23 protein-coding genes are annotated in these 24523 nt (G+C 63.7%); 13 read left to right on the top strand and 10 right to left on the bottom strand.

Translation table 11 applies throughout. The features are described 5' to 3' along the window. Positions 1-19: 19 nt before the first annotated feature. From ACODS4_RS05215 to ACODS4_RS05205, 3 genes are all read right to left on the bottom strand, one after another. Positions 20-301, bottom strand: a complete 282-nt coding sequence (locus tag ACODS4_RS05215) for a hypothetical protein (protein ID WP_488861381.1) — start codon at positions 299-301, stop codon at positions 20-22. A gap of 530 nt (positions 302-831) precedes the next feature. Next, entirely contained in the window at positions 832-1224 is a 393-nt protein-coding gene (locus ACODS4_RS05210) for a hypothetical protein (protein ID WP_488861379.1), read from the bottom strand. Between the two features lie 99 nt (positions 1225-1323). After that, entirely contained in the window at positions 1324-1692 is a 369-nt protein-coding gene (locus ACODS4_RS05205) for a ParB N-terminal domain-containing protein (protein ID WP_488861377.1), read from the bottom strand. Between the two features lie 846 nt (positions 1693-2538). On the opposite strand from ACODS4_RS05205, the gene ACODS4_RS05200 reads away from it, so the two are divergent. Both ACODS4_RS05200 and ACODS4_RS05195 read left to right on the top strand, forming a co-directional pair. Continuing rightward, a complete protein-coding gene (locus ACODS4_RS05200; RefSeq protein ID WP_488861375.1) occupies positions 2539-3096 on the top strand; it encodes a hypothetical protein in 558 nt (185 codons plus the stop codon). Continuing rightward, positions 3089-6256, top strand: a complete 3168-nt coding sequence (locus ACODS4_RS05195; RefSeq protein ID WP_488861373.1) for a DotA/TraY family protein — start codon at positions 3089-3091, stop codon at positions 6254-6256. Before ACODS4_RS05200 ends, ACODS4_RS05195 begins: the two co-directional genes overlap by 8 nt. Positions 6257-6305: 49 nt before the next feature. Here ACODS4_RS05195 and ACODS4_RS05190 read toward each other — a convergent pair whose 3' ends face one another. Continuing rightward, complete coding sequence (locus ACODS4_RS05190) at positions 6306-6707, bottom strand: hypothetical protein (RefSeq protein WP_488861371.1); 402 nt, start codon at positions 6705-6707, stop codon at positions 6306-6308. A gap of 162 nt (positions 6708-6869) precedes the next feature. On the opposite strand from ACODS4_RS05190, the gene ACODS4_RS05185 reads away from it, so the two are divergent. From ACODS4_RS05185 to ACODS4_RS05175, 3 genes are all read left to right on the top strand, one after another. Next, positions 6870-7043, top strand: coding sequence for a hypothetical protein (locus ACODS4_RS05185; RefSeq protein ID WP_488861369.1), 174 nt, complete (start codon positions 6870-6872; stop codon positions 7041-7043). Positions 7044-7736: 693 nt separating this feature from the next. Further along, the gene (locus ACODS4_RS05180; protein WP_488861367.1) at positions 7737-9815 is read left to right on the top strand and encodes an AAA family ATPase; all 2079 of its coding nucleotides are present in this window, start codon (positions 7737-7739) and stop codon (positions 9813-9815) included. Between the two features lie 2 nt (positions 9816-9817). Next, positions 9818-10483 (top strand): metallophosphoesterase family protein, encoded by a 666-nt coding sequence (locus ACODS4_RS05175; protein ID WP_488861365.1) that lies wholly within the window; start codon positions 9818-9820, stop codon positions 10481-10483. A gap of 86 nt (positions 10484-10569) precedes the next feature. Here the strand turns inward: ACODS4_RS05175 and ACODS4_RS05170 are convergent, their stop codons facing one another. After that, complete coding sequence (locus ACODS4_RS05170; RefSeq protein WP_488861363.1) at positions 10570-11376, bottom strand: DNA-methyltransferase; 807 nt, start codon at positions 11374-11376, stop codon at positions 10570-10572. A gap of 181 nt (positions 11377-11557) precedes the next feature. Here ACODS4_RS05170 and ACODS4_RS05165 point away from each other — a divergent pair, with 181 nt between their 5' ends. Next, a complete protein-coding gene (locus ACODS4_RS05165) occupies positions 11558-12703 on the top strand; it encodes a hypothetical protein (RefSeq protein WP_488861361.1) in 1146 nt (381 codons plus the stop codon). Between the two features lie 78 nt (positions 12704-12781). Beyond that, complete coding sequence (locus ACODS4_RS05160; RefSeq protein WP_488861359.1) at positions 12782-14176, top strand: DUF6880 family protein; 1395 nt, start codon at positions 12782-12784, stop codon at positions 14174-14176. 1048 nt (positions 14177-15224) lie between these two features. Here ACODS4_RS05160 and ACODS4_RS05155 read toward each other — a convergent pair. After that, a complete protein-coding gene (locus ACODS4_RS05155; RefSeq protein WP_488861357.1) occupies positions 15225-15731 on the bottom strand; it encodes a hypothetical protein in 507 nt (168 codons plus the stop codon). Positions 15732-16147: 416 nt separating this feature from the next. Between ACODS4_RS05155 and ACODS4_RS05150 the strand changes: the two genes are divergently transcribed. Beyond that, a complete protein-coding gene (locus ACODS4_RS05150) occupies positions 16148-16399 on the top strand; it encodes a hypothetical protein (RefSeq protein ID WP_488861355.1) in 252 nt (83 codons plus the stop codon). Here ACODS4_RS05150 and ACODS4_RS05145 read toward each other — a convergent pair. Together ACODS4_RS05145 and ACODS4_RS05140 are read right to left on the bottom strand one after the other, a co-directional pair. Further along, positions 16378-16782: a hypothetical protein gene (locus ACODS4_RS05145; protein ID WP_488861353.1), complete on the bottom strand. Its 405-nt coding sequence runs from the start codon at positions 16780-16782 to the stop codon at positions 16378-16380. The two genes, ACODS4_RS05150 and ACODS4_RS05145, sit on opposite strands and share 22 nt — an antisense overlap. Positions 16783-17345: 563 nt before the next feature. Continuing rightward, the gene (locus tag ACODS4_RS05140; protein WP_488861351.1) at positions 17346-18398 is read right to left on the bottom strand and encodes a hypothetical protein; all 1053 of its coding nucleotides are present in this window, start codon (positions 18396-18398) and stop codon (positions 17346-17348) included. Positions 18399-19126: 728 nt separating this feature from the next. Between ACODS4_RS05140 and ACODS4_RS05135 the strand changes: the two genes are divergently transcribed. The 3 genes from ACODS4_RS05135 (at position 19127) to ACODS4_RS05125 (ending at position 20831) form a co-directional block, all read left to right on the top strand. Then, the gene (locus tag ACODS4_RS05135; protein WP_488861349.1) at positions 19127-19375 is read left to right on the top strand and encodes a hypothetical protein; all 249 of its coding nucleotides are present in this window, start codon (positions 19127-19129) and stop codon (positions 19373-19375) included. A 128-nt stretch (positions 19376-19503) separates the two neighbouring features. Continuing rightward, a complete protein-coding gene (locus tag ACODS4_RS05130; RefSeq protein ID WP_488861347.1) occupies positions 19504-20280 on the top strand; it encodes a hypothetical protein in 777 nt (258 codons plus the stop codon). A 137-nt stretch (positions 20281-20417) separates the two neighbouring features. Next, positions 20418-20831, top strand: coding sequence for a hypothetical protein (locus ACODS4_RS05125; protein ID WP_488861345.1), 414 nt, complete (start codon positions 20418-20420; stop codon positions 20829-20831). 18 nt (positions 20832-20849) lie between these two features. On the opposite strand, the gene ACODS4_RS05120 is transcribed toward ACODS4_RS05125, so the two are convergent. Next, positions 20850-21092 carry a hypothetical protein gene (locus ACODS4_RS05120; protein ID WP_488861344.1) on the bottom strand — a complete coding sequence of 81 codons (243 nt, stop codon included), beginning with the start codon at positions 21090-21092 and terminating at the stop codon, positions 20850-20852. Here ACODS4_RS05120 and ACODS4_RS05115 point away from each other — a divergent pair. Then, a complete protein-coding gene (locus ACODS4_RS05115; RefSeq protein ID WP_488861644.1) occupies positions 21085-21780 on the top strand; it encodes an efflux RND transporter permease subunit in 696 nt (231 codons plus the stop codon). The two genes, ACODS4_RS05120 and ACODS4_RS05115, sit on opposite strands and share 8 nt — an antisense overlap. Before the next feature lie 36 nt (positions 21781-21816). Continuing rightward, positions 21817-22056 carry a hypothetical protein gene (locus tag ACODS4_RS05110; protein ID WP_488861342.1) on the top strand — a complete coding sequence of 80 codons (240 nt, stop codon included), beginning with the start codon at positions 21817-21819 and terminating at the stop codon, positions 22054-22056. Positions 22057-22303: 247 nt separating this feature from the next. Here the strand turns inward: ACODS4_RS05110 and recD2 are convergent, their stop codons facing one another. Further along, positions 22304-24493 (bottom strand): SF1B family DNA helicase RecD2, encoded by a 2190-nt coding sequence (gene recD2, locus ACODS4_RS05105; RefSeq protein WP_488861340.1) that lies wholly within the window; start codon positions 24491-24493, stop codon positions 22304-22306. Positions 24494-24523: the final 30 nt, after the last annotated feature.

Raw genomic sequence — 24523 nt, 5'->3', positions numbered from 1 at the left:
GACGGCGCAGATGTGGATCTCAGAGGAGTGAACGCCAGTCTTCTTCATTACTTAGATCGAAAGCATACAGGCGCACCGTGTCGCCGATGATTTCCACATCGTCACAGCAGTAGGGATGGGACATGCAGGCAAAATGAGCGATCAGATCCTGCTCGATCTCGTCATCACTCAGTCCAAAACCCTCCCGAGCCGACTTGATGTACTCAAGAACCTCGACCTCCAACTCATGGGTAACATCCACCTCGACACCATCCGGGCTGATCTCAATTACCCGCGTCACCCTCACAATCGTTTCGCTCATTCGAGTTACCTCCATTGAGTGGATTGCCTCAATATCGGTAGATCGCGCCCAATCTGATGTCAATAAAAATCTGCGTCATTCATAATATTGCATCGTAGATAGCATGCCTATCGCCCTCCAATACTGTTGACAAAGATTTGTCATTGCTACTTTTCTTGAGAAATCCTTGCGCAAGGATTTCTAGAATGTGAGATCAGTTACTTCGTTACGAGTACGAATGAACTTGAGGATCACCATAAATACGCATTCGGCCATCCGAGAGTCGGGAATCTTGATTTCCGAGATGCTCGTTGCCCGCTGACAGGCTCACTTGGCTGCATGACGCGAGAAGTTGTCTGCCGATAGGAGGCGGTCAGCTTGGCGGCGTGACCATCACCGCCGCCACAGGACGGACCGGCGTGCCCCCTCCCCTCGGAGAAGACCTGCCTGCCGAGAGGGGCAACGCCATTTCCTAATGCGGGATTTGCCGCGGGACCATTGCCTCGATCCGATGCTCCAGATTTCCGGGCGCCCCGGACCGGCGACTGAATTCACCCAGCTACCCGCGCAAGGATCGCTTCGCAATCTGCCAAGCGCTTCCGGAACACCCCATTCTGCAAGCTGGGATCGGCATCATGGGAACCACGGGCGAACCGGCACGCCCATTCCAGGCAGCGCGCCATCTCCGCCAGTTCCTCGGCCGAGACGCCCGCGGTCTCGGTCCGCGCAACCGGAGGCCGAACGGGCGGTTCCACGATGAAGCCATCATCGTCCTCGTGATCCACGGCGTAGCGCGTCCCGCCCGCCTCGGCAATACGCAGAAGCTGGCGCAGGAAGTCGGGCTCGTCGAGCACCCAAGCTGGAATGTCGCCGGGGCTTGTCCCGTCCGTGCGCCGAACCTCCAGCCGCCCGAACGCCGTGTTCGCTCTGATCTTCATCATCACTGCCCTCTGCTCCGTTCTGGGAGACCTTGCTGGAACCGGCTGCATGAGCGCCTCAGGCGAAGGGGTGGCAGAAGCCGCCCCGATCGCCCCAGAAGGCTGTCAGGCGTCCTCGACCTCGTCGCCGAACAGTTCGGTCAGCGCCTCGTGGCGCCCGCAGAATTCCAGCCAGGCCATGGCCTGGGAGCGGTCGAGCGGAGCGTATGCGTGTCCGTACGACGTTCCGTCACCCGTGCTGTGCAGCCAGCCCTCGACCACCAGCAGGAACGACCCCTTGGCAGACCGGTACAGGGCCTCCTCGGTGTAATGGAAGTCGTCCCGGGAACGGCCGAACTCGTAGTCAGCCACCCGCTCCATCGCTTCGGCACGATAGCGACGACCGCCCAGCACCACGTCGAACATCGCGCGAGCCTTGCCGGGGCGCGTCGCCACGCCCTCGATCAGCCCATCAATGAAGTCATCGACAAACATGCATCCTCCATCAAAGTATCAATAGGCGCTACCTCGCGTACATTATTAATATTGTTCCGCAAAAATGGAGGTTCAACTAAAATCTATCGGCGTTAAGCGCCCCACTGAATAGATCTCTTATCCTTCGATGAAAGGATTTGTAATTTATTTTTCCTTATTACTGCCACCTTCAAGAAGGATTCCATCATCATTCACTCCCGTTTTCTTCGAATTTGCATAGCTGCCATGTAGCGATGCCTTCATGTACCGGCAGCAGGAGCAACGCCGCACAGCCACTCAAAGCCGCAGGTGGCCAAAACCGAGCAGCAGACATTCGATGCTCAGCGACCGCGGTCTGCGCGTTTCCCGTCAATCAGGTGGTGATTTCCGCACCCTGCCTTGCTCGCGGTCGCCCCCGAACGTCGCTCGGCCGTGGACGGCGTCCCGTCCGGATCGCGGGAAACCGGCGCAGGAGTTCGAGGCACCGCTCAACCTCAAGGGCCGCCGCATCCCTCTCGGCGCGACCACCGTCTCTCAGGGCCGTCTCCAGCGCTTCGGTAGCAGCCGCCAGCTGTCGCAGAGCCCCGTGCCTGATCGCGCTACGCCAAGCCACCGCAGTTGCACGGCTGGGAGCAGTCTCCGGCGACAACTCTCCACGAACAAAGGCGTCGTAAACATTTTTGTAATGCCGCTCCGTTCTACCATGCAGACGAACAGGTGTGAAAATGTTTACGTGGGCGCGCGCCTCACCAAGCAAAGTAAACATATTTATCATAGCGCCACCATTTTCACTGATATGCTTGCAGAATGTTTGAAACTGATCATAGCATTGATTTGGGAAGCCAATCCATACGTGGGGAGATCCCGATGATCGTCATTGCTTCATCATTCATCCGGCGGTGTGCGAAGTGGAGCATGGCGATGGCCATACCCGCTACATTCGCTTGTCTGCTGTGGCTCACCGCTGGTGAGTTGATGGCCGGTTATCCGCAGCTGCCGTCGCTTATGCTGATGAGCTCCTGGCTGGTCGATGCCGCCCCGCCCATTGTCCAGGCAGCCCTCAGCGTCGAGCTGAGCATAGGGCTTGCGCTGGTGCTGGCATCCGGCCTCCTGCCAATCCTCGTGGTGCACCAATCCGCGCGCATGGTGGTGAAAGCCATCCGGCGTGAGCCTCTTTCCATCGGGAACATCGTCACAGCAACCCTTGCGGCCACCGGGTTGCTGGCATTCCTGACGGCTGCCTACGGCTTCCAAGCCCCTCTGCTGATCGCCGCAGACGCAGTCCTCGCACTCGGTGTGCTCATGGGCGTCGGCCGGTTCGTTGCCCGCTCGATCGAGGAGATCGAGGCTCTCCGTCGCCCCTATGTTCCCATCACCGCGATTTTTGTTCGGCGCCCCACGGCCAAGGATGCTTCCGATGAGTAAGCTCCGATCCCTCCTTGAACGCAGCCAGCGGCGGCTCCAGACATTCCTCGATCGCGGCCAACGGGAAGCACGCGCGTTCGTTCGTGTTGACGTTCTTGGCGTCGACGAGTGGCGATCCGACTGGAAAGGAGCGCTGCGAGGCAGGGGACGGGTCCTTGGAACCGGATGGCGCAGCATCAACGGGCTTTGGGCTGGAGCCGTCTCCAATGTCGGGATGCTGGCCCGTGGCGCGTTCGGTCGCCAGACGGTCCAACCCTTGCCGTCGCAGGCGACGGACCCGGCCGAGCGCTTTCGGGTCGCCCAGCGGTTCTACGATCGTTCCGACGACTTCCTGACCACCGCCCAGGCTTGCACGCACCGGTATTTCCTGCTCCATCTCGCCGCTCTCATCGCTCTGCTCGCGGTCGCGGTCGGGTCAGTAGGCGGAAACCATGTCAACAGCTTGCTGGAATGGATCAGCTTCCTCGCCTGCTTTGCGGCGATCCCGGTTTTCGGTGCCCTGGCGACCAGAGCCGCGTTCTACAATTTTCAGCTGCGCAAGCGTCGGCTTGACGGCTTCGCATCCTGGCTTCGGCAGCCCAGTGAATGGTGGACCGAAGCTCCGGAGGGTGCTTCTCCGCTGTCCGGCGCTGGACCGGCCGCGCTGGTGCTGATGATCAGCGGTGCCACAACCGCCACGATGCTGGGCAATCCCACTGCCGCCGTAGCCGCGGCCACGAACGCCGATCCGGTGGTCAGCGGGAACATCATCACGGCGCTGTTCCGCGCGCACACCGCCAACGACCTCTGGTACCAACTCCTCACGTTCGTGTTCCCGGGTGTTGGTCCGGTCGGCGGCACGGTCACGCCGCTGGCGAACGGAATCGCCAGCGGGTTCTCGGTGTTCATCGCCGTACTGATGGCCTGCTCTGCGGCTATGATGTCCTACCACACCATCATTGGAATCGTGGCTACCGCGCACGAGGGAAAGGTCCTTGGGTCGCGCTGGCACCAAGTATGGGCACCGATGCGCGTCATGTACGGCGTGGGCGCGCTTGCCCCGGTCGCCAAAGGATACTGCCTACTTCAGATTCTCGTTGTTTGGATTGCGTTGGTCGGCGGCCAATTCGGCAACTTGATCTGGACCGGATTTATCGATGGGTTGTCCGGCGCCAAGATCAGCAATCCAGCCCTCCAAGAGTCCATCCCGCTGGTCCGCGACGTCATGTTCCTCGAGGTCTGCCTCGAGGCCGTCCGGCGCGAGTCCGCCAACGTCAGCTCAGGCGTCCCCGCGCCGGAATGGCCGCGGGAGCCCATACCAGGGCCGATGACACTGACGAACAACGGGATCTACCGCGGCGTCAAACAGGTTTGGCATTTTGTAGTGAGCCTCTGGGATTCGTCGAAAACCGCTGGGACACAGCAGCCTATTGCTGTCCAAGACATGATCCTGGACTACGGCGTCTGCGGTTCGATCCGTGTAGCCTCCAGCAAGGAGTCCGCGGCAGCCGACAGAAACGTTCTCCAACTGGACCAAGCGCGGAATGCCGCTCTCGACTCTCTGCGCGCCAAACTGCGGACCATCGCGCAACGGATGATAACCTCGGATGGTCCTGTCAGTATCAACCTTTCTGACAAGGACAAGGATAGGGCAAACGAAATCTTCCAGCAGGTGCTGCTGGCGAAGGCAGATTATGACAACGCTCTGACGACAGCAGTCCAGACCTATGTGGACAGTGTCAACAAGGTCAGCTTGACCGAGTTCAAGGCAGTTGCGGGAACGGCAGGCTGGGCGTCTGCTGGCTCCTACTATATGACCCTCAGCCGAATTTCTGCGCAGGTGATGTCCCTGGTCGGCGTGATGCCGGAGGTGACTTTTGGGAGCACCAATTCACAGTACAAGGACGGCATTGGGATTGACCGTCTGCTTGGCCACGAACTCTTGGGCGTGCTTCCGAATTTGCGCAGCTGGTGGGACAAGCAGCTGTTGACCACGACCTCTCTGTCTACTGCGGCCGCCCGCGCTGGTCAGTTCGACAACAGCGGCAGCATTGCCGGTGTTTTGGAATGGTTCGGCAGCTCGGACAGCGCGCTCCAGAAGTGGCTGATTGGCCTGGCGGTCCTGAAGCCGGGCACCGGCCAAGCGCTTCAGCACATGGTCGACTTCGGCCATCTCATCCTCAACGCCGCCTTCATGATCCTCGCCGCCCTTGGCGTGGGTGGGGCGCTGATCTCAAAGGTCCCGGTCGCGGGAGCAGCTGCCGAGGCAGCGTCCAACTTCGTCGGCAAGCTGATGCCGAGCGGGGCCGAAAAGCTGACGGGCTTTGCCGCGACGTTCTTCGGTCTGATCGCCGTCGCTCTTCTGCTTGCGGCGGTCTTCCATGCCTACGTTCTACCGATGATGCCCTTCATTCACTTCCTGTACGCTGTGATGGGCATGCTGATCTTGGTGATCGAGGGAGTGATCGCAGCTCCTCTCTGGGCCTTCATGCACATCCGGATGGATGGCGCGGAGTTCCTGGATGGTCCTCAGAAAGCTGGCTACGGCATTGTCTTCAACCTGCTGTTCCGGATCCCGCTGACCCTGTTCGGGCTGTTCTTCTCCATCCTCGTGTTCGAGGCGATGGTTTGGCTCCTGTCCAAAACAGTGTACGCGGCGATGGCGGCGGCGACCACAGGGAACACGGTCGGACTCATTGGTGTGATCACCTATGTGATCCTCATCTCGGTACTAAATTATCAACTGGCCATCCGCAGCTTCAACCTGATCACCCAAGTGCCGGATCGGGTCGCACGCTGGTTCGGAGCGCAGCCGGACGGGGACGGTGAACACCACCAAGCCGCCAACGCGGTAGGCTTTGTCGGGACGCACACGGAAAACACCATGAAATCGGGCGTCGACGCTGGCAAAGCCGCATTCTTTGCCTCGCCAAGCGACATGAACCGGCTGGTGAGCGCGCTCGAGAAGGCAAACGGCGACGGGAACCTGGCTTCCGCCGCTGGCGGGGTGTCTGGTGCGAGCAAGATCACCAGCACCGCGGCCGGGCGTGCAGCCGATACTCCGCACATGGCCGACACGGCAAAGGGTGAGGCGGGTGACAACGGCAAAACCAGCCACAGTAGCCCGGCTACGAAAGCACCGAAACCGGCAGGAAACGGTCAGCTGAAAGGGGGCGGATAACCCAAGTGGCACCTTCCGGTGCCGCTTCAACTGTGGACCGAGCGTTCTCTTACCCCACGCGATAGACTTCGGGGTTCGTCACGTTCCGCTTCCTGGCAGCCTCGTCGAAGGCATTGATCCAGATTCCGGTCGACCTCCTCAGCGGCGAGCCGTTCTTCAGAGTACCGACCTGTACCAGAAGAGGACTGTCGGGATGCTGTGCCTTGAAGGCATCGACGACTGCCTGAGATGCGACTGCCGTGGCTTCTTCCAAGGCCAGCTTGAGCTCAAGGTCTGCGACCCGGGCGCGCAGGGCTCCGTTCTCCTCCTTGAGGGCGGAGATGGCCTGCGCGTCGGCCTGACGCTGCTGGTTGGCCTGCCCGAGGCGCTCCGCGAGCGCGACACCGACAGCCTCGACCGTGTCGGCGCGACGCTTCTGTCCGAGCAAGATGCCAAAGGTCATGTCGTCCATGGCTCGGATCCTCAGCAAGTGACCACATCGGCGTCGAAAACGGCATCAACCATTGATCGTTGAGAATTCCTTGTCAACACATATTGCGCGCCGCAGTAGTTCATTCCAAAAATGCGATCTATAATGTTGTGCTGATCTCTTACACCGATACGGAGATGATCTATGAACGATAGGCTCACCGTTCAACGGCTGTGGACTCCCTGGCTGCATCGCTGTCCGCTTCTGCTCCATCGCGCCCACCGTGCCCATGGTCCCGAACGCCGCGCCCTGCTGCGCGCGTGGCTGCACAGCCGCCGCGACGACGACCCGTTCATTGCGCGGGTCTCGGCACCCTGATCCCGAAGTCGCCACGGTCCATCATTGCCAAGATGGCGCGGAAGGCATCGCGGCGGCGCGGACGCCGCGCCGTGCGCACGAGCTGCGGGTGACATCCGCGAGCGGTTTCGGCGTGCCACTTGCCGCCATTGCGGCACAGGACGATCCGCCACCCGCGGTGCTGGTACGTCCGTTGCGCCGTCGACTGCCCCGCGATCTTCGGCGACTGGGACAGCAACGGCGTCGTATCCCCACGCTGAAGGCGACGAACTTCAAGGCGCCGAGCCGCTCGCCAAGCACGGCGCCGGAACTCCAGGTCCGAGACGTCGGGCCTCGGTTGTCCGCGGGACAGGTGCCGGAGAATGTGCCGGAGCAGGAGGATATTCATCCTTTCGGTCACGTCATGTGTATTTGGTGTCACCATGGCAGGCTTCCTTTGGTCGCCGTGGGGACTCCATGTTGGCATCGCCGCAGAACGCGAGCAATTGGATGCCTCTATGACGATCGGATCGCGATGCGATCCGATCGTCATGGTTGTGTTACCAGGGAACCGACTGTAGGTTCTCCAGCGCACCCTGGAGCCAACATCCTGCTCGGCTCCCACCACACGGGACAGAAACGATGACACGGAGCGACCTTCACATACGGCGGCACTGACGGCCTGCTGGCCAGCGGCCAGCGCACTGTCCTCCCGCGTAGAAGAGGGTTCTCTGGATGTCCGCCCGCAAAGCTGTGGTGCAATCGGCCGACGATTGCGACGAGTTTCCCTTCACCAGCACCCCTCAAGCCGAAGAGGCTCGCGACCCCGCCGAGGTGGCAGCGCTCGTCCTCGTGAGGCGCGTGCTGGATTCCTCACTGGTCCTCAAGAACACCACGACCGCCCATGCCATCGCTGCTGTCGTGCAGGTCCCGAGCGCGGGCTGGCTCAACGCCATCGCAAATGCCTGGGGCGGCCTCCTCGGTGGCGCCGATGCCGCACCGGAAGATGCCGACACAATCTCGCGCCCGCACCTGCCTCAGCCCCATCTGGCGGGAGTGTGGTTCGAGTGCCGCCGCGATGGCAGCACCAAGACACATCGGCCCGACTTAGGAAATGAAGGGGTGTCGGCAGCCCTCAGCGCCGGGCGCTCCATCTTCGGCTTCAGCCCCACGCCGGAGCGGCATCTGCCGCGTGACCTGCTTCGTGTTGCCGAGTTTCGGGCCGTCATCCCTCCTCTGGATGCAGACGCGCTCAGGGAGGTGGTTACCGCGCTTGTCGGCACCCCGCCGTCCCTAACGGTTTCCGACGCCCTGTGCCGCCTGATCGCTGTGGAGGATCTGCGACTTGCCCGCCGCCCAGGGCAAGACGCCAACGACTACGTCGCCCGCCTGCGCGGACTGCTGGATTTCAAGACGAAGCAGCCCGCCACGACCCTCGCACAAATGCGCGGGATGGATGAGGCAGTGGACTGGGGGATGGCTCTCGTGCGCGATCTCGCCGAATACCGGGAGGGGAAGTTGCCGTGGTCAGCGGTCGACCGGGGTGCGCTGCTGACGGGGCCATCCGGCACTGGAAAGACGACTTTCGCCCGCGCGTTGGCCGGGTCCTGCGGCGTGCCGCTCGTGACCGGCTCCTTGAGCCGGTGGCAGGCGGCGGGGCACCTGGGCGACATGTTGCGGGCTATGGCGGCGACGTTCGATGAGGCCCGTGCAGCCGCCCCTTGCATCCTGTTCCTGGACGAGGTCGACAGCGTCGGTAATCGCGCAAAATTCACCGACAACGAGGACTACAACATTCAGGTGGTCAACGCGCTGCTCGAGGAGCTCGATGGCATCGGCGGGCGTGAAGGAGTTGTCGTGGTCGGCGCGTGCAACCACCCGGACCGCCTCGACCCCGCGCTCACGCGATCCGGTCGTCTTGACCGCACCATCCGTCTCCAGCTGCCGGATCGGAATGCTCTGGCAGCCATCCTGCGGGATCATCTTGGTACGGATCTGGACGGCGTGGACCTGACAGCGACTGCCGTGCTTGCGCTGGGCGGCACCGGTGCCGACTGCGAGCGCTGGGTTCGCGGCGCCCGGCGCCGCGCTCGGTACACCAAGCGTGACATCGCAATCGACGACCTCATCGCCGAAATCCGCGGGAGCCGTCGTCCGCGCTCACCGGAACTGAATAGGCGATGTGCGGTCCATGAGGCAGGCCATGCCTTGGCCGTTGCGCTTGAGCGGCCGGGTGCGTTGCTTTGTGCATCCATCCGTGGAACGGCCACTACGGGTGGCAGCGTGACCGCCAACCTGAAAAACGCCGGGCCGATGACGCGCGCCGAAGTCGCTTCGGCCCTTCGGCACCTCCTCGCCGGGCGGGCCGCCGAGGAGGTGCTGTTCGGCGACGTGTCGGCCGGGTCGGGCGGCGATCACACCAGCGACCTGGCCAGGGCGACGGCTTTGGCCGTGTCGGCACTCTGCTCCTTCGGGTTGGACGAAGGGGAACACGGCCTGCTCTGGCTGGGGCTGCCGTCACCCGACAGGATTGGCTCCATGCTGGCGTTCAGGCCGGAGTTGGCCGACCGGGTATCCAAGATGCTGACTGACGCCTATGCCGACGCGAAGACCCTGGTGGGACGGCATCTGCATGTAGTCGAGCGGATCGCCGACGCGCTCATCGACCGGGAGACGATCGGCGGCGACGAGATCGAGGCCATGTTGCGGAATGCGATGGCAGCCAGCCCGATGGTCAGCGCCACCGCCGAGGATGAACGCCCGACAACACCAAGCCCCGAAGCCTCGGCGCCCACAACGCCCGCAGGACGCTGACCGTGAGCATCATCTTCTACGGCGATCCTCATGGCGAATGGCGCCCGCTCCTTGGTGCCTGCGCGCTACACCGGCCTCAAGCTGTCGTCATCGTCGGCGACTGCGAGCTCGAAGAGCCGCTTCGCCGGGTGCTGGCGCCTCTGTTCGACGCCGGTGTGAGGGTATTTTACGTCACGGGCAACCACGACACTGATCATCCGGAGCGGTATCCGCTGTTGTTCGACGACCATCCCGAAGGGAACCTACACGGCCGCGCCATCGAGCTGGACGGCGTGCGCATGGCCGGTCTCGGCGGCGTCTTTCGCGGAAAGGTGTGGCACCCGCGTCTCGGTGACGAAGCCCCCGTCTGGAGGACCCGGGCCGACCTGTTGGAGCATACGCCGAAGCAGGCCAGGTGGCGTAGCGGACTGCCGCTGCGCCACCGTTCGACGATCTTCCCCGAGGACTTGGAGGCGCTGCGAGGAGTTGGGCCGGTCGACGTGCTGGTGACCCACGAAGCGCCGACCACCCATCGCTTGGGCTTCGCCGGTATCGACCAGGCCGCCACGGCATGCAAGGCCCGCCTTGTCATCCATGGGCACCATCATTATGCCTACGAAGGAGAGCTACCGGGCGGCTGTCGGGTGCGGGGCTTGGCCATGGCAGAGCCTTGGGTCCTGGATCTCTGACGCAACCATGGTTTGCGCCACGGTTCTCCATAAGGAAAACCCAGGGGCGTCCAACCCCTGGGTCCATTTTCTCCTGGCGAAGGCCACTACCCGGCCTTAGCACCGTCCTTCTCGTTCTGGTTGGCTCCACCTTCCGAAAGCGTCCTGCGGAGCTTCTCGGCGCGCTCGGCACGCTGACAGGCCATGTCGAAGAAACGGGTATCAAGCTCCACACCCAAGAAGCGGCGTTCCGCCAGAATGGCGGCCTCGGCCGTAGAACCGCCGCCCATAAAGGGATCCACCACCAGATGGCCAGGCTGCGAGTGCAGCGCAATGAAGTGTCCGGCCAGCGCAGGCGGCTTCGGCGTCGGGTGGTCTTCGGCCTTGGGAATGATGCGCTTGATGCCGTCGTCGGGACGGATGACGTTGGTCACCCGGCGCGTGGTGTCGTACCAGCGGCTCTTACCCCCGGGCCGCTGCCCGGTCAGAACAACTTCGTACGAGCGGCGGTAATGCCAGCCCATGCCGAATCCCTTGTCCCAAATCACCGTCATCTTGTGACCGAGGAGTTCTTCCATCCAGAGCGTCCAGCGCGCCATTGTCAACCCGCCACCCCCGCAGCAACAAGCCAGGACGGCGCCAGGCGGCAGAAGACGCCGAGCCTCGTTGAAAAGGAAGCGAACCAGCTCGTCGGCCTCCTCGCGGCCATCGTTGGCGATGGGACGCCCGGCGCGGACAGGCCCGTGCCCCAGAGCCACCTCGCGGCGGCTGATGAGGTCGCCATTGTCGTTATTGCGGTGCCCGAAGGGCGGATCGGTGAAGATAAAATCGACCGCCTTGTCGGTAGTGGAGGCAAGCACGTCGCGGGCGTCGCCGCGAACGAGGGTGGCAGAACCGATCGTGACCGTCTCCATCGCGTTTCTCCGTTTGCGTGGGGAAGGTCTCTCTTGTCGTCTGCGATCGGAACTCCTGAGCCATCGGCAAATCCAGCATAAAACCGGCATTTAGCTGGGGAAGGCCACGCTCGTTTCCGTTGGACATGGAAGCAGAGCGTACATAGCCTATCCGTCCATCCGTTAATTTCGTGATCGCGTTATGGTCGATTCCAGAATTGTAGACGCCGTTGCCCTGGTGCAGACCTTGGCCGCTGATCCGCTGGCCCGGAATGCTCACCGCAACCTCGGAACCGTACAAGAGCGTGCCCTGGAGGACCTTCGCATTCACTTCGCCTCTCCGCTCGTGGAAGAGGCACTTGGTGATCTGTCCGTTGTGATCAGGGCGACGGAGAGAGCGTACGACGATGAGAAGGTGAGCGCCGGAGCGAACTCGGCGCATCTCCGCAAAATCCTGACGGATGTCATCGAACAGGCCGAAGGCATTCAGGAAATCTTCCGACGAGGTCGCGCCGGGCGGCATGCACAGATGCAAATCGAAGAGGTTCTCCTTCGGCACGCCATTTCCAGGTCGGCATCCGCTCCAACAGTAGCGCCAAGCCAGCTGGCGAAGGCCAATCGGCGGGTGGGAGCCGGGTGGCTCATCGCCGCAGCCCGGAGACGGCGAGGGATAGAAGCCGCTGCAAAAACACGAAACCTCAAGAACAGCATCCGGTTGTCGGAAGTAATTGGCCATACTCCCTGCGGCCCCAGCCGTCTCGCGAGGGATTTGGCCCTTGAGGTCGAGGCGATGGTTGCGTCCGATATCGATCCGACCGGCCGCCTCATTGCCGCAGCCAAGGAGGTCCTCAAGTCCCTGCCTGCCGCAAAAGGACGACCCGCATTGCTCGGTCCTCCGGCGGGGCTCGTGGCCGCTTGGGCCTGCCTGGAGCTGGTCGAAGCGTGGAGGCCTAATGGAAAAGGCGCGACGCAGGGCGACAACAGCGTGCTGACCAAACTGGTTGGGCTTGTCTATGAAGCTGTCGATCCCAATAAGGTTGGGCGAGGCTTCGCAGCGCACGTCGAAGATGCGGTAACCTATCGCAATTCCGGTCACATTGCCTTGGCATTTGCTGGCCGTTACAGCCGGGAACAACGGCAGGCCGAATTCGAGAACCGCTTTTGGGACCGTGTTGCGGCTGAATCCAAGGGATCTGGCCCCGACGAACCCGATCTCGAAACGGAAGAAGAGCTACCCTCGTCCAATGACGCACGGCTCCCTGCCGAGACGGCCGCGGAAGCAGAAGACGGTGCAAAGCCTCGACGTCGGTTAAAACCGAGCATGATTGAACAAGACCATGATCTCTAACCTTCATCGACGAGGCAAAGCGGCTATGCCCTCGTAAGCGTCTGCTCTGAGCCGCGGGCAGCGACAGGGGACGAAGGTATGGCCGAGAATGAGGAACTCGATATCACTGTAGAGGCTGTCGAGGCTCTCGGTCCTCGGCGGCTGGCGGAGATCTTGATCGAACACGCCGATCGGGACACTGGCCTGCATCAGGCTCTCCGTCTTGCCCTGGCGTCACTGGGCAGCGGCGACCGACTGCCGCAGACCTTGTCCGAGGAAATCCTGCGGATCAAATCTGATCGCCGGTTCTACGGCTACCGCGAGAGCTCATCGCTGGCTGCTGACCTTGACCGGGTCCGCGAAGCCATTGTCCGGGACCTCCTCCCGGAACATCCCTCAGCGGCTGCCGAGCTGCTCGGTCGCTTCATCCGGCTCGACGCCGCGGTGTTCGACCGCTCCGACGATTCCGACGGCCTGATCGGCGACGTGCTCAAGCAAGCCGTCGACGACCTCGGTGCAGCATGGGCGGCGGTGCCAGACCGCGACCGGGTGCAGTTGGCCCGCGATGTCTTCGGCATCCTCACCAAGGACAGCTACGGCGTTCACGGTGGTATCGTCATCGCCTTCAAGGAGGCATTGGGGCCGGAAGGATTGGACGAACTGGAGCGCCGGATCCGCGGTGACCTGGAATGTGGCCGGACCCAGGACGAGGAGGCGCGGACGTGGCCTTTGACACGAGGGCTCCGGCAGATCGCCGACGCCCGCGGGGATGTCGACGGCCTCATCGCCGTGCACCGGCTCGCAGGAACCGAGAGCCACGCCCTCAAGGAGATCGGCGAGCGCCTCGTTGAAGCGCGGCGCGCGGCCGAAGCCTTAGCACGGGTCGAACAGGCGGACGTCCCGGCGCACCGGCAATGGGAGATCGATGATTTCCGTGTTCGTCTCCTGGACCTACTGGGCCGTCACCAGGATGCCCAGGCAGTCCGCTGGAAGATGTTCACCGGCAGCCTGTCCGAGCACATCCTCCGCGCATACCTCGCTCATCTGCCGGACGGAGAGCACGACCGGGTGCGGGCAACGGCCGTGACACTGGCCCGTCAGCATCGCGAACCGCATGCCGCGCTCAACCTGCTGATCAGCCTGGATCTGGATGCTGCGGCGAACCTCGTGTTGACCCGCGTCGGCGAGATGAACGGTGACCTGTACAGCAGACTACGCGCCGCCGCGCAGGCGCTGGAGGCCAATTATCCCCTTGCCGCCGTCCTGCTCTACCGCAGCATGGCCGACGCCGTCCTGGCGCGGGCGCAGTCCACGCAGTACGAGCATGCTGTCCGCGACTTGGCCGCGGCGGAACGCTTGTTCCCCGCCGTCGACGACTGGTTCGGACACCCACCTCAGGATGCCTACCGCGAGCAGGTGGTGGCGAGCCACCGGCAGAAGCGGACATTTTGGGACACGATGAAGGCAGCGGGACTGAACTGGAAGGATCGCTGAGAGAACCTTCCCCGACACCTGTCTGCGATGGCATCGGTGCCGTCGAGCTGCTCGGCCGAGACCCTCCAGCGGCTGCCCGGAGGACGTCTGACTACCGTACCGTATCGTACCGGTAATATACCGTACGATACCGGCATCTTAACGCCCTGCCAGACGGTGATCCGCCGCTTGGCGCAGGTTTCGAAGAGGTAATACACCGGCCGCAGAAGCTGTTACACGGCTTCGAAAAAGTGTTACACGACGCCACGATTCATGTTGCACAGATTTACCAAGCCATTGCTCTGAAAGCAGAAACGGCGGCTTTATCTCCAGCGGTCCTGGAGACTGTCGATGAGGGAACGTTTAGCAGGACGTCGGCCACTGGGTTCTATTGGCCGACTGCATCAGGCGCGATTCCGTCAACAGATCTGTCCACCTTTTGCACCGAAATCCGTTGACGCCGATGTCTGTATGGCTGTGAACCTGCCGGATCGGCACCCATGATGCCGCCCTCCCCTCCTCGCCGGGCAGGGAGTTGAGCCGCCCCCGGCTGGCGTCAGCTTCTGAAGCGGTGACGCCCCTTTCCGCTTCGTGAAAACGGTCGTCAGACATCACGTTCCCTGGGTGAATTCAACCGTCTGCCGAGTGCCGAAGCGGACCCGAGAAACTCTCAAAAAGTGTTACACGACCCCGGATAATGTGATTCTGATTTCGGGAGTAACGGGGGGACGACGTCGCCCTGGCCCGTCGGCTATCTGGAGCCTCTCGGCATCCGGGGCAGTTCCGGCCACGAACCGCATCCTCGGCATCGAGTTGGGAGCCTGATGGCAGCCGAGAGGCGGAATGTCGCCGGTGCACCCCTGGCCGCCCGGGCGCCCCTCTCAGCCACCGGAGGCCCTTCGTCAGCCGCCCTCGGTCTGCCGATCGTGAGCGTCGACTGGAACTCCACGGCCCGGAGCGGCAAGGGTCGCGGTGACCGCCTTCGTGTGCACTCGTTGTTCGGTGTCTTGGCCGTGTCCTGCCCCGCCGTCGTTCAGCAGGCCCGGCCGACGATACCGGAAGAAGGCATTCAGAGGCGATCAGCCCTGTCGGCCAGGATTCGGACCATCTCCGCCAGCCGCGCCGCATCGTCACCTGCGCAGTGGCGTCTTGGCCACCCGGCGCGTGCCTCCGTCATCGCCTGCTCGACCTCGGCCGCCCTGTCCTTATTGCTGCCCGTCGTGACCTCTCGAAGGAGGTCGTCGAGCGGTTCGAGCCGCGGATAGCTGTGCCCGATGACAGCCATCAGGCTGGCGAGCCACGCATCGTCGGCGCCGACCGCGTCGCTGTGCGGCAGTTGGCCGGAAAGGGCGGCCATGACCCCCTCGGCCACCTCGGCGGCCGGGCGTCCCTCGGCTGCCATCTGCTCCAGCGAGACGCCGTGCAGCACTTGGGCGGCCGGATCCCACACCCCGCGCTCGAGCCACTCGGCGGTCGGCCGGATAAGCCAGGACATCACGCGCCCGTCGAGCCAAGCCACGCCGACCTCGATGGGGTAGCTGCCGCGGCCCAGGGCGCTTGCCTCGACGTCGATCACGCAGGCGCGGGCAAGATCTATGGGCTCGGGCTCGAAGATGCTACGCGCGGCAGCCCGCTTTCCGACGATCGCCTTCGATGGCCGTATGGACGGCACGGACCACGGCACGCCGACTGCGGCCCCGGGAGATGAAGACCACCAGGGTGGCCCCCTCCATGCGCGCGAACTCGACGTGCCACCGAGCTCCAAGACGATCGAAGCGCAGGGTGTAAGTCGCGCCGTGGTGCCGGATCGACCGAATGCCTATGCGCTCTCCGTTTCCAACCTGCGGCCGTTGAAGCAATCTAACGGGTACAGGATGACGTGCAAGGCGCGCGGCCTGAGAAGGAGGGACGGCGGTAACCAGGGATCAGGCGATCGACATCGTTGCGCGGGCGACCGCCCAAGCCACATGGAAGCAGACCGGCGCCGTCGGCGTGCTCGTCGCGCCGTTGGCTGCCTGGGATGATCCCGATGTCCGGCCCCCGTTCGTGATCGTCGGGGCCGAGGCCGCGCTCGATGGAGTGTTTGCACGGCAACTGCTCGATGAAGCCGCCGGTGAAGCCCGGTCCGAATGGGGTGGGACTGCGTGGCTGGCCCGAGCCGTCCATCGGCTGCTGGGAGAAGGCTGGACATGGGCTTGGGAGGCGCCGCTCGACAGCATTGCCTACCGGCGTACGATCAGTTGATCGGCATGATCCGCTCGAAGGTCGTTTTGGGCGGCGTCCACAAGCGTCTCGGCGATCATGAGGGCACGCTGCGAACATCGGAGGGCCCAACTTCCAAGGCTGTCAGGGCCATCAAGGCCATCGAGCTCCTCCTGTCGGCACCAGCCTTCGGCAGTCGAGACGTCGCGCCGCACCAGGAACGCAGCACGGGACACCGCGACCATAAGCTCCCGGAGCGGCGTGGCGCGAAGCTGAGCCAGGGCGGCAGCCCTTCCCTTGCTGTCCTGGCCCTCGATCGAGGCACCCAGTTCACTGAAGATCACATGGAGTCTCCGGGCAGACCGCTCCAGACCGCGATCCCTCTCGGAAGGGTTCTGGCTCTTTCGGTTCTGATCCTCGATCATCTCACGTTCCTCTGTTGCTCAGAGATGTGTCCAAACGACAAGGTCGGCGGCGATAGGGCAGCATCGCGACCGCCCGGCTTCGCATGGGCCGCGAGCCATTCTTCGATGTCGACAGTGTGCGGGCAACGGCTCTGCTCCAGACGGCCGGGAGGCCGTCGGGAGGCATTTCGTGCGCTGGCTGTCTCGGTGCTGCGGGCGGCGGCCGAGGCTTCCTGTCGTCCAAATCGTGGCCTTGGCGCCCCATCGATGCGCATTTCGGTCTCGCCATCTTGTCCTGATTCCTCATAATTCTAGGCGCCGATTCCCAGAGAAATCAAGCCGCTGGCAACATTTTTCTCGAAGCCAACCACTAATCGTGTCGCACGGACTCGCATTCTTCTGGGCAAATTCCGATCTTCTATCTGGCACCTGCTCTTGAGCCCACACGGCCGCGGCCGGATCCTGAGCGCAACTACCGAACCATCCTTCCACCAGCACCGTCATGACTTGCCGCGGGAGCGGGCGGTACCCGGCAAGCGAGTTTTCCCGCCTGTAAGGAACCGCTGCCGCTCTCACGGTGACCCTCACCGGATGGCGGAGATCGGCACGCTGATGCCCATGCTTTGCTCATCGGATGCCAAACGCCATTCCTCGACGGCATCGTTGAGCATGTGGAACGCCTCGGGGACGTCGATCTCCAGTTCCCGGTCCGGCAACGAGCCCGGCATCACCTGGAGGACGCTCCGTTGCGGCATGCATCGCTCGGCCCGCAACCGCCGACCGTCTGGGTTCACCGTTGCCCCCTGGTCGACGTGTGGGGCCGACATCCGGCATGCTACGGCGAGCGCCGCGGCCTTGAGCAGCATCCTGGTCGCCCTTTCCAGGCGGATGTCCGCACCGTCTTCCAGCTGCGGTAACGACAAGTCCAGCGTCAGCTTCGACTTGAGGTAGTCGCACATCAAGAGGTCGGTCCGGCCGGGCAGTCGCTCGGCGCCGTCGCCCTCGCAGATCAGCAACTGCGCGCTGATCATCTCGGCGATGACCGACGCGATCTCGCGTTCCTCGCCGCCGATGTTCACGAGCGGCAGCTTGCGGCGGTCAAGGGCTTCGTGGCACATGCGGGATACCCATTCGGCCCGCTCCGCCGACGTGCAGACCTCGACGACACCCGGCAGCTGCCCGCGGATGTCACGGACTGCCATGGGATTGGCGTCGGCGGCCTGAACGAGATACCAGACCTCGATCGCCGGGCGCGCGTTCGTTGTGATCCGCGACAGGCTGTCGAGGTCGAACGCAGGGACCGGGTCGGCGACCGGGTCGGCTTCGATGATGCATGCGGGCGGGAGGGCCAGCCGGATGATCATTTCCAGCGGCCAGGCGTCGAGGATTTCCTTTTCGAGATCCATGCGGACGCCGTGGGTCGCGAGGTGGCTCAGGAAGGCGCCTTGGTTGACCGGGCAGACGGACACCCCGCGATCCGCCATGGCGGCGATGAGCCCCGCATGGGTTTTCGCCCCGAGACCACGGGCGAGCGCCTCGGTCAGGGTCTGGCTCTTGGCGTGCCTTGCGAGCGGGTATTGCTCGAGGATGGCGGACTTGATGGAACGGAACGAATCCCGGGTGATGGCGACCTGCATCGCAGCCTCCGAATGATGAGACCGATGGCGCCCTTTCACATCGGCCCAACGCGAGGATGCGCGGGTCGGAAGAGACGAGTGACCGGGTGCTTCGCCCCGGTAGCGTATTCGACGGGCGGTCGGGCTGCGCCAAGCCCACGGGCTCGATGTCCCGCTTGGATATGATGCTTTCCTCGGCGGCGGCACGCAAGAGAATTATGATCACCACCTAGTAAATTTCGACACTCCCTATCCCATTCCAGATGTTCATTCGACGCAGTAGCCGTCATAAGGCAAGGTCGCTTGGTGACATCAACATACCGTCTACTCTGGGAACCCATATCATGGCCATGCATTAATCTCATTTTTTATGACGAGTGTTCGGATAGAGAAGATTTTAACATGCCGTCTAAAGCAAACCCGCCGCCCTGTTGACCTCAACATGTCGGCGGACGCCGGAGCGCCGAATTCAACAGGCGCAAGGCGCAAACAGTGAAAAGATGCAACGACTTAGCAACCTCTCCAGCACGTCGTCGGACGCTGAGGTGTACATACGACGGTCCGGTGACCTCAACATGTCGTCGTGCTGGCGCATCGGCGTGTCGGCGCATCGGCGTCCTTTGAGCAGGCGATGTCTTGGCCGTCGCGCGGTCGAAGGGCGAGCGTCGGCGGCCACAGCGACCGGCGCTTGTGCGATGCCCTCACCCGGGGCATGCCCGGAGGATGGCTTGCCGAAGGGGAGGATGCACTTGGCGACCGGCATGACGAGGCAGGTCGATGTCGTCCGTCAGGCCGAGGCGCTCCGCCAGATCGCGAGATGGCGCGCCATCGGGGTGGCAATCCCGGCTCCGCTGCTCGAGCGCCTCCGAGACAAAGATCTGGCCGACCTTGTAAGGTCATTAAACACAAGGCAGGCAGCCACGCTCGCCGAGACACCAATCCAGCATGTCGTCGCCTTTCTGCTGACCGGGAGGCCGCTGAGGGGGTGCCTGGCCTGAACGGCCGCGCAGGTCGGAAGGCGTCATAGGATGGTCTGCGCCTTTGGGGATGACAGCGTCCACCCCGCCGACATGAGTCCCTTGCATGCTCCATGGCGACACGTCCATTGAGGTTGCTGGGGAGCGCGATGATGGGACAGCAGAAGAGCGAGTTTCACTGGCAGGTCGCGATGGAGGTCCGGTTGGCCTTCGAAGATGCCTTTCCGGATCACCAAGTGCACGGCGATGCTCTCGAACGGATTTGCCATGCACTGCTGAAGCTGTCCCCGGCCCCCGCCAACGCAGGCCCCTTCTCCAGGCTCGAGAAGGCGCGGACCGTAGCCGGTCATGCCCTGGACCTGATCTCGCTGAGGTTCGTCGACATCTCCGCCGTCGTCCGCGACCAGATCGTCGCCTCAACTATGATAGCGTCGCTCCGTGGAACGGATCCCGGCCCCTCGGCCATCGCCAGCGCGGCGCTCCGAGCGCGGCAGCGGGGCTGGCACGACGATGACCACCCGCACCTGATCGTCAACGCGCTGCTCGATAGCCGGGTTGATTTCGCAGTCCACCTGCTGAAAGCGGATGGCGGCGCATCCTATGAGCAGATCAGCCAGGCGCTTTGGTACGACTGGAGCGACTCCCTCCAGCCGGTGCTGCACTCGGCCGGAGTTCGGCCGCAGCTGTGCGGCCCCCTTGGCGCACTGATGAAAGAAGCCGCCAAGGTGCCGGTCTTCGACTCCGACCGTCGGGCGGAACTCTCCGAGACCCTGGCCCGATGGGTATCCCGCGTCGATGACCCTTGGAGCCTCTCGATCCTCCATGCCTGCATCCCGAACCACATCGACGCGGAAGGCATCGTCGCACCGGCCGTGAACGAGAACCCGGTGTGGGAAGAGTTCCTCCAGCGGCGGGCCGGACGGTGACGGCCAGCAACAACTGGGCGGCTGCGAACCTCAGCAATTGTCACTTGCACCAGAGCCATTTTCCTATTGCGTCGCGAACGAACAGCGAACAAGATTTCGCCTGACTCGACATTCCTACCGGCAGGCGGACGACCACTATGATCAATAACGACGATCCGACCCAGACACCGGCGACGCTCCCCACGCCGCCCTTCCCGCGCGTGCAGCTTGACCGGCCGACCGATGCCGAACTCGCGTCCCTGATCGGTCGGGCGGCCGCAGATGGGAAACCGGTTGTCGGACTGGACGATTGGCACCCAGTCGTCCAGCGTTTTGCTTTCGGCGGCTCCGATGCCTTCGACATCATCCTTGTCGGCAGGTCGGAGCAGGGCAGGATGCAGGTCACCATGCCCATCAGCCTGCTGGACCTTGAGCGCGGTCGTGCGATCGCCTTCGATGGCGTCTATGCGCTGGGCAAGCAGGGCACCGGCAGCCTGCCGGAAGGGTATCTAAAGCACGTCATCTGGGGCCTCGAGATCTGCGGCTGGGATGCCGGGCGAGAAGCCGCCTGAAGCTCGCGGCCGGGAGCTTCACCGACCACCCGGCGCCGGGCGCCAAGCCTCGATGCTTCGTTCGCGGATTTCGCTGACCTTCCGTGCCAAGTCGAAAGCATCGATCGGGTTCCCGATGTCGATGACCACGCGATCGCGGCCGAGGCGTCGCAACGCGATGGCGCTCGTCTCGATGCTCCGCAGAACCTGAACGAGATCGTCTTCTTCACGCTGCGGCAGCCGCAAGTCAAAGACGGCCTCGGCCAAGCGCCGCATCGTCATCCTCGGCAACTCCGACGGCCAGACGGACATGGCCCGGATCATCGCGGGCATCCGCGACGTTATCGCCCAATCCCAGCTGCCGCCCGGCTACTTCACCAGCCTGGAGGGCACCTTCCAGGCACAGGAGGAGGCATCCAAGACCATCGCCGCGCTGTCGATGGTTTCCTTGGCGATGATCTTCCTGGTGCTCTACAGCCGCTACCGCTCCGCGGTGCTGACGCTGATCATCATGGGCAACGTGCCGCTGGCCCTGATCGGCAGCGTCGCGGCGCTGTGGATCGCCGGGCAGCCGTTGTCCGTCGCCTCGATGATTGGCTTCATCACGCTGACCGGCATCAGCACGCGCAACGGCATCCTGAAGATCAGCCACTACATCAACCTCGTGCTGCACGAGGGCGAGGCCTTCGGCAAGGCCATGGTGATCCGGGGCAGCCAGGAGCGCCTGACACCCGTGCTGATGACCGCGCTTTCGGCGGGGGTGGCGCTGGTGCCGCTGATGATCGGCGCCGACGCGCCGGGCAAGGAGATCCTGCATCCCGTCGCCGTCACCATCTTCGGCGGGCTGGTCAGCGCGACCCTGCTCGACACCTTCCTGACCCCGGTCCTCTTCCTCAAGCTCGGCGAGAAGCCGCTGAATCGTCTGGTCGCCGCCCAGGCCGGTTCGCTGCGTCCGGCCGAAGCCTACTGATCCCCTCACCCAGTCCATTCAGAAGGAAACCACACCGTGAAGTTCTCGACCCTCCTCCTCGCCGCCGCCCTGTTCACTGCCCCGGCCACGGCCTTCGCCGACGGCTCGAAGATCGGCCCGAACGGCGGCCAGCGCGCCGACGCGGGCCCCTACCATGTCGAAGTCGTGCTCAAGGGCAACGACGTCGTCCTGTACGTGACCGATGGCGCCGATAAGCCGGTCGATGTGACCGGCGCCAAGGCCGAGGCGACCGTCCTGGCGAACAAGCAGACCTAGAAGGTCGCGCTCGAGCCCGCGGGCGCCAACGTCCTCAAGGGGCAGCCGAGGCTGACGTCGGCGTCGCCATCGGCACTGGCACGGATGCTGCCATTCAGAGTGCGGGTGAGACGATGGTCGAAGGCGACTTGGCGAGCATCGCACGGGCGCGGGTTCTGAGCCGGGCCACCATGGGCAACATGCGGCAGAACTTGTTCCTGGCCTTCGTCTATAACGCGCTCGGCGTGCCGGTCGCGGCGGGCGTCTTTTATCCGCTGTTCGCCTGCACGCCCAACCACTCCTTCAGCTTCGACCACCGACGCCCCTCCTGCCGTGCCCGCACCGCCATCCCGAGCGCCTTCCGCTGGCCCACGACGACGACCAGCCTCTTCCCGCGGGTGACGCCGGTGTAGACGAGATTGCGCCTGAGCATCGTCCAATGTTGCATCGCCAGCGCGATGACGACGGCCGGGTATTCCGAGCCCTGGCTCTTGTGGATCGTCGTCGCGTAGGCCAGCGACACCCGGTCGAGCTCGCCGAAATCGTAGACCACCTCACGGCCGTCGAAGTCGATCAGCAGTTCACTGCTCTCCGGATCCATCGCGGTGATGACGCCCAGGTCGCCGTTGTAGACCTCCTTCTCGTAGTCGTTCTCGGTCTGCATCACCTTGTCGCCGACGCAGTAGGTCCAGCCGAAGCGCTCGACCCGAACATCGCCCGGCGGGTTCAGGACCGCCTGGAGTTCCACGTTCAGCGACCGGGCGCCGAGGCCCCCGCGGTTCATCGGACAGAGCACCTGGACATCGCGCACGGGGTCGAGGCCGAAGCGCTTCGGGATCCGGTTCCGAACGACTTCGATGAGCTTGCGAACACCGTCCTCGGGTTCTGCCGCTTCGACGAAGTAGAAGTCCGAACCTTCTACGGGCGTCAGGTCCGGCATCTGCCCCTGGTTGATACGGTGCGCGTTGACGATGATGCGGCTGGCCGCCGCCTGTCGGAACACCTCGGTCAGACGCACCACGGGCACGGCGCCGGAAGCGATCACATCGGCGAGCACCTGCCCCGGCCCCACCGACGGCAACTGGTCGACATCGCCGACCAGGATCAGAGCCGACCTGTCGGGGATCGCCTTCAACAGCGCGTTCATCAGCGGCACGTCCACCATGGACGTCTCGTCGACGACGAGCAGATCGCATTCCAGCCGGTTCTCCTCACCGTGCTTGAAGCCACCGGCAGCCGGGTCGAAGGCGAGCATCCGGTGGATGGTCCTGGCCTCCATCCCGGTACTCTCCGAGAGCCGCTTGGCCGCGCGGCCGGTCGGGGCGCACAGCAGGATGCGGATGTGCTTGGCGGCCAGGATCTTCAGGATGGAGTTGACCAGGGTCGTCTTTCCGACGCCGGGGCCGCCGGTGATGACCATGACCTTGGATGCCAGGGCAAGCCGGACTGCCTCCCGCTGGCTCGGCGCCAGCGTCAGCCCGGTCCTCCCTTCCACCCACTCCAGCGCCTTTTCCATGTCGATGGCGGGCCAGGGCAGCGTTCCGCCCGCAAGGCCCCGCAGCCAGGCAGCGATGGCCTGCTCGGCCCGGTACAGCCCGGCCAGGAAGACGCAGTCCCTGCCCTCCAGCCGGTCAGCTATGACGGTGCCGTGACGAAGCTCGTCCGTCAGCGCCTCGGCCACCAGATCGGTGCCGACCTCCAGGAGTTCGCTGGCCAGCTTCTCCAGATCCTCCACCGGCAGGCCGCAGTGCCCCTCGTCCATCGCCTCCGCCAGCGCGTAGCCGATGCCCGCCCGGACGCGGATCATGGCTGTCTTCTCGATGCCCAGCTTGGCCGCGATCTGGTCGGCCGTCTTAAAGCCTATGCCGCGAATGTCCCTGGCCAGCCGGTATGGGTTCTCGGTGATGAGTTGGATGGCATCCTGCCCGTAGGTCTTGTAGATGCGGACGGCCCTGGAGGTCCCGACGCCGTTGGCGTGCAGGAACAGCATGATCTCCCTGATCGCCCGCTGGTCGGCCCATCCTTTGACGATGCGGTCGGCCCGCCTGGGCCCGATGCCCGTGACCTCGCGCAGGCGACCGGGCTCGGCCTCGATGACGTCGAACACGGCTTCGCCGAACGCCTTCACCAGCTTCCTGGCGTAGACCGGGCCGATGCCCTTGATCATCCCGGAGCCCAGGTATTTCTCGATGCCCTCCAGCGTGGTTGGCTGGGTTGCCTTCAGGAAGGTGGTCTTGAACTGGAGGCCGTGGGTGCGATCGTTAACCCAGCTGCCGCTCGCCTGGATCCATTCCCCGGCCGAGATCATCGCCGCGTGGCCGACGACGACAACCAAGTCCCGATGTCCGCGGACCTTCACCCGGAGCACGCAAAAGCCTGTCTCGGCGCTGTGAAAGGTCACGCGCTCCACCAGCCCTGCCAGGGACTCCGTCGATGACGCGATGGCTTGCCCGCTCATGCCGGGATTGTGCTGGATTCCCGACCGCCG

The sequence above is a fragment of the Azospirillum sp. FG154 genome, assembly GCF_057809575.1.
This window is presented reverse-complemented; position numbering and strand designations above follow the sequence as displayed.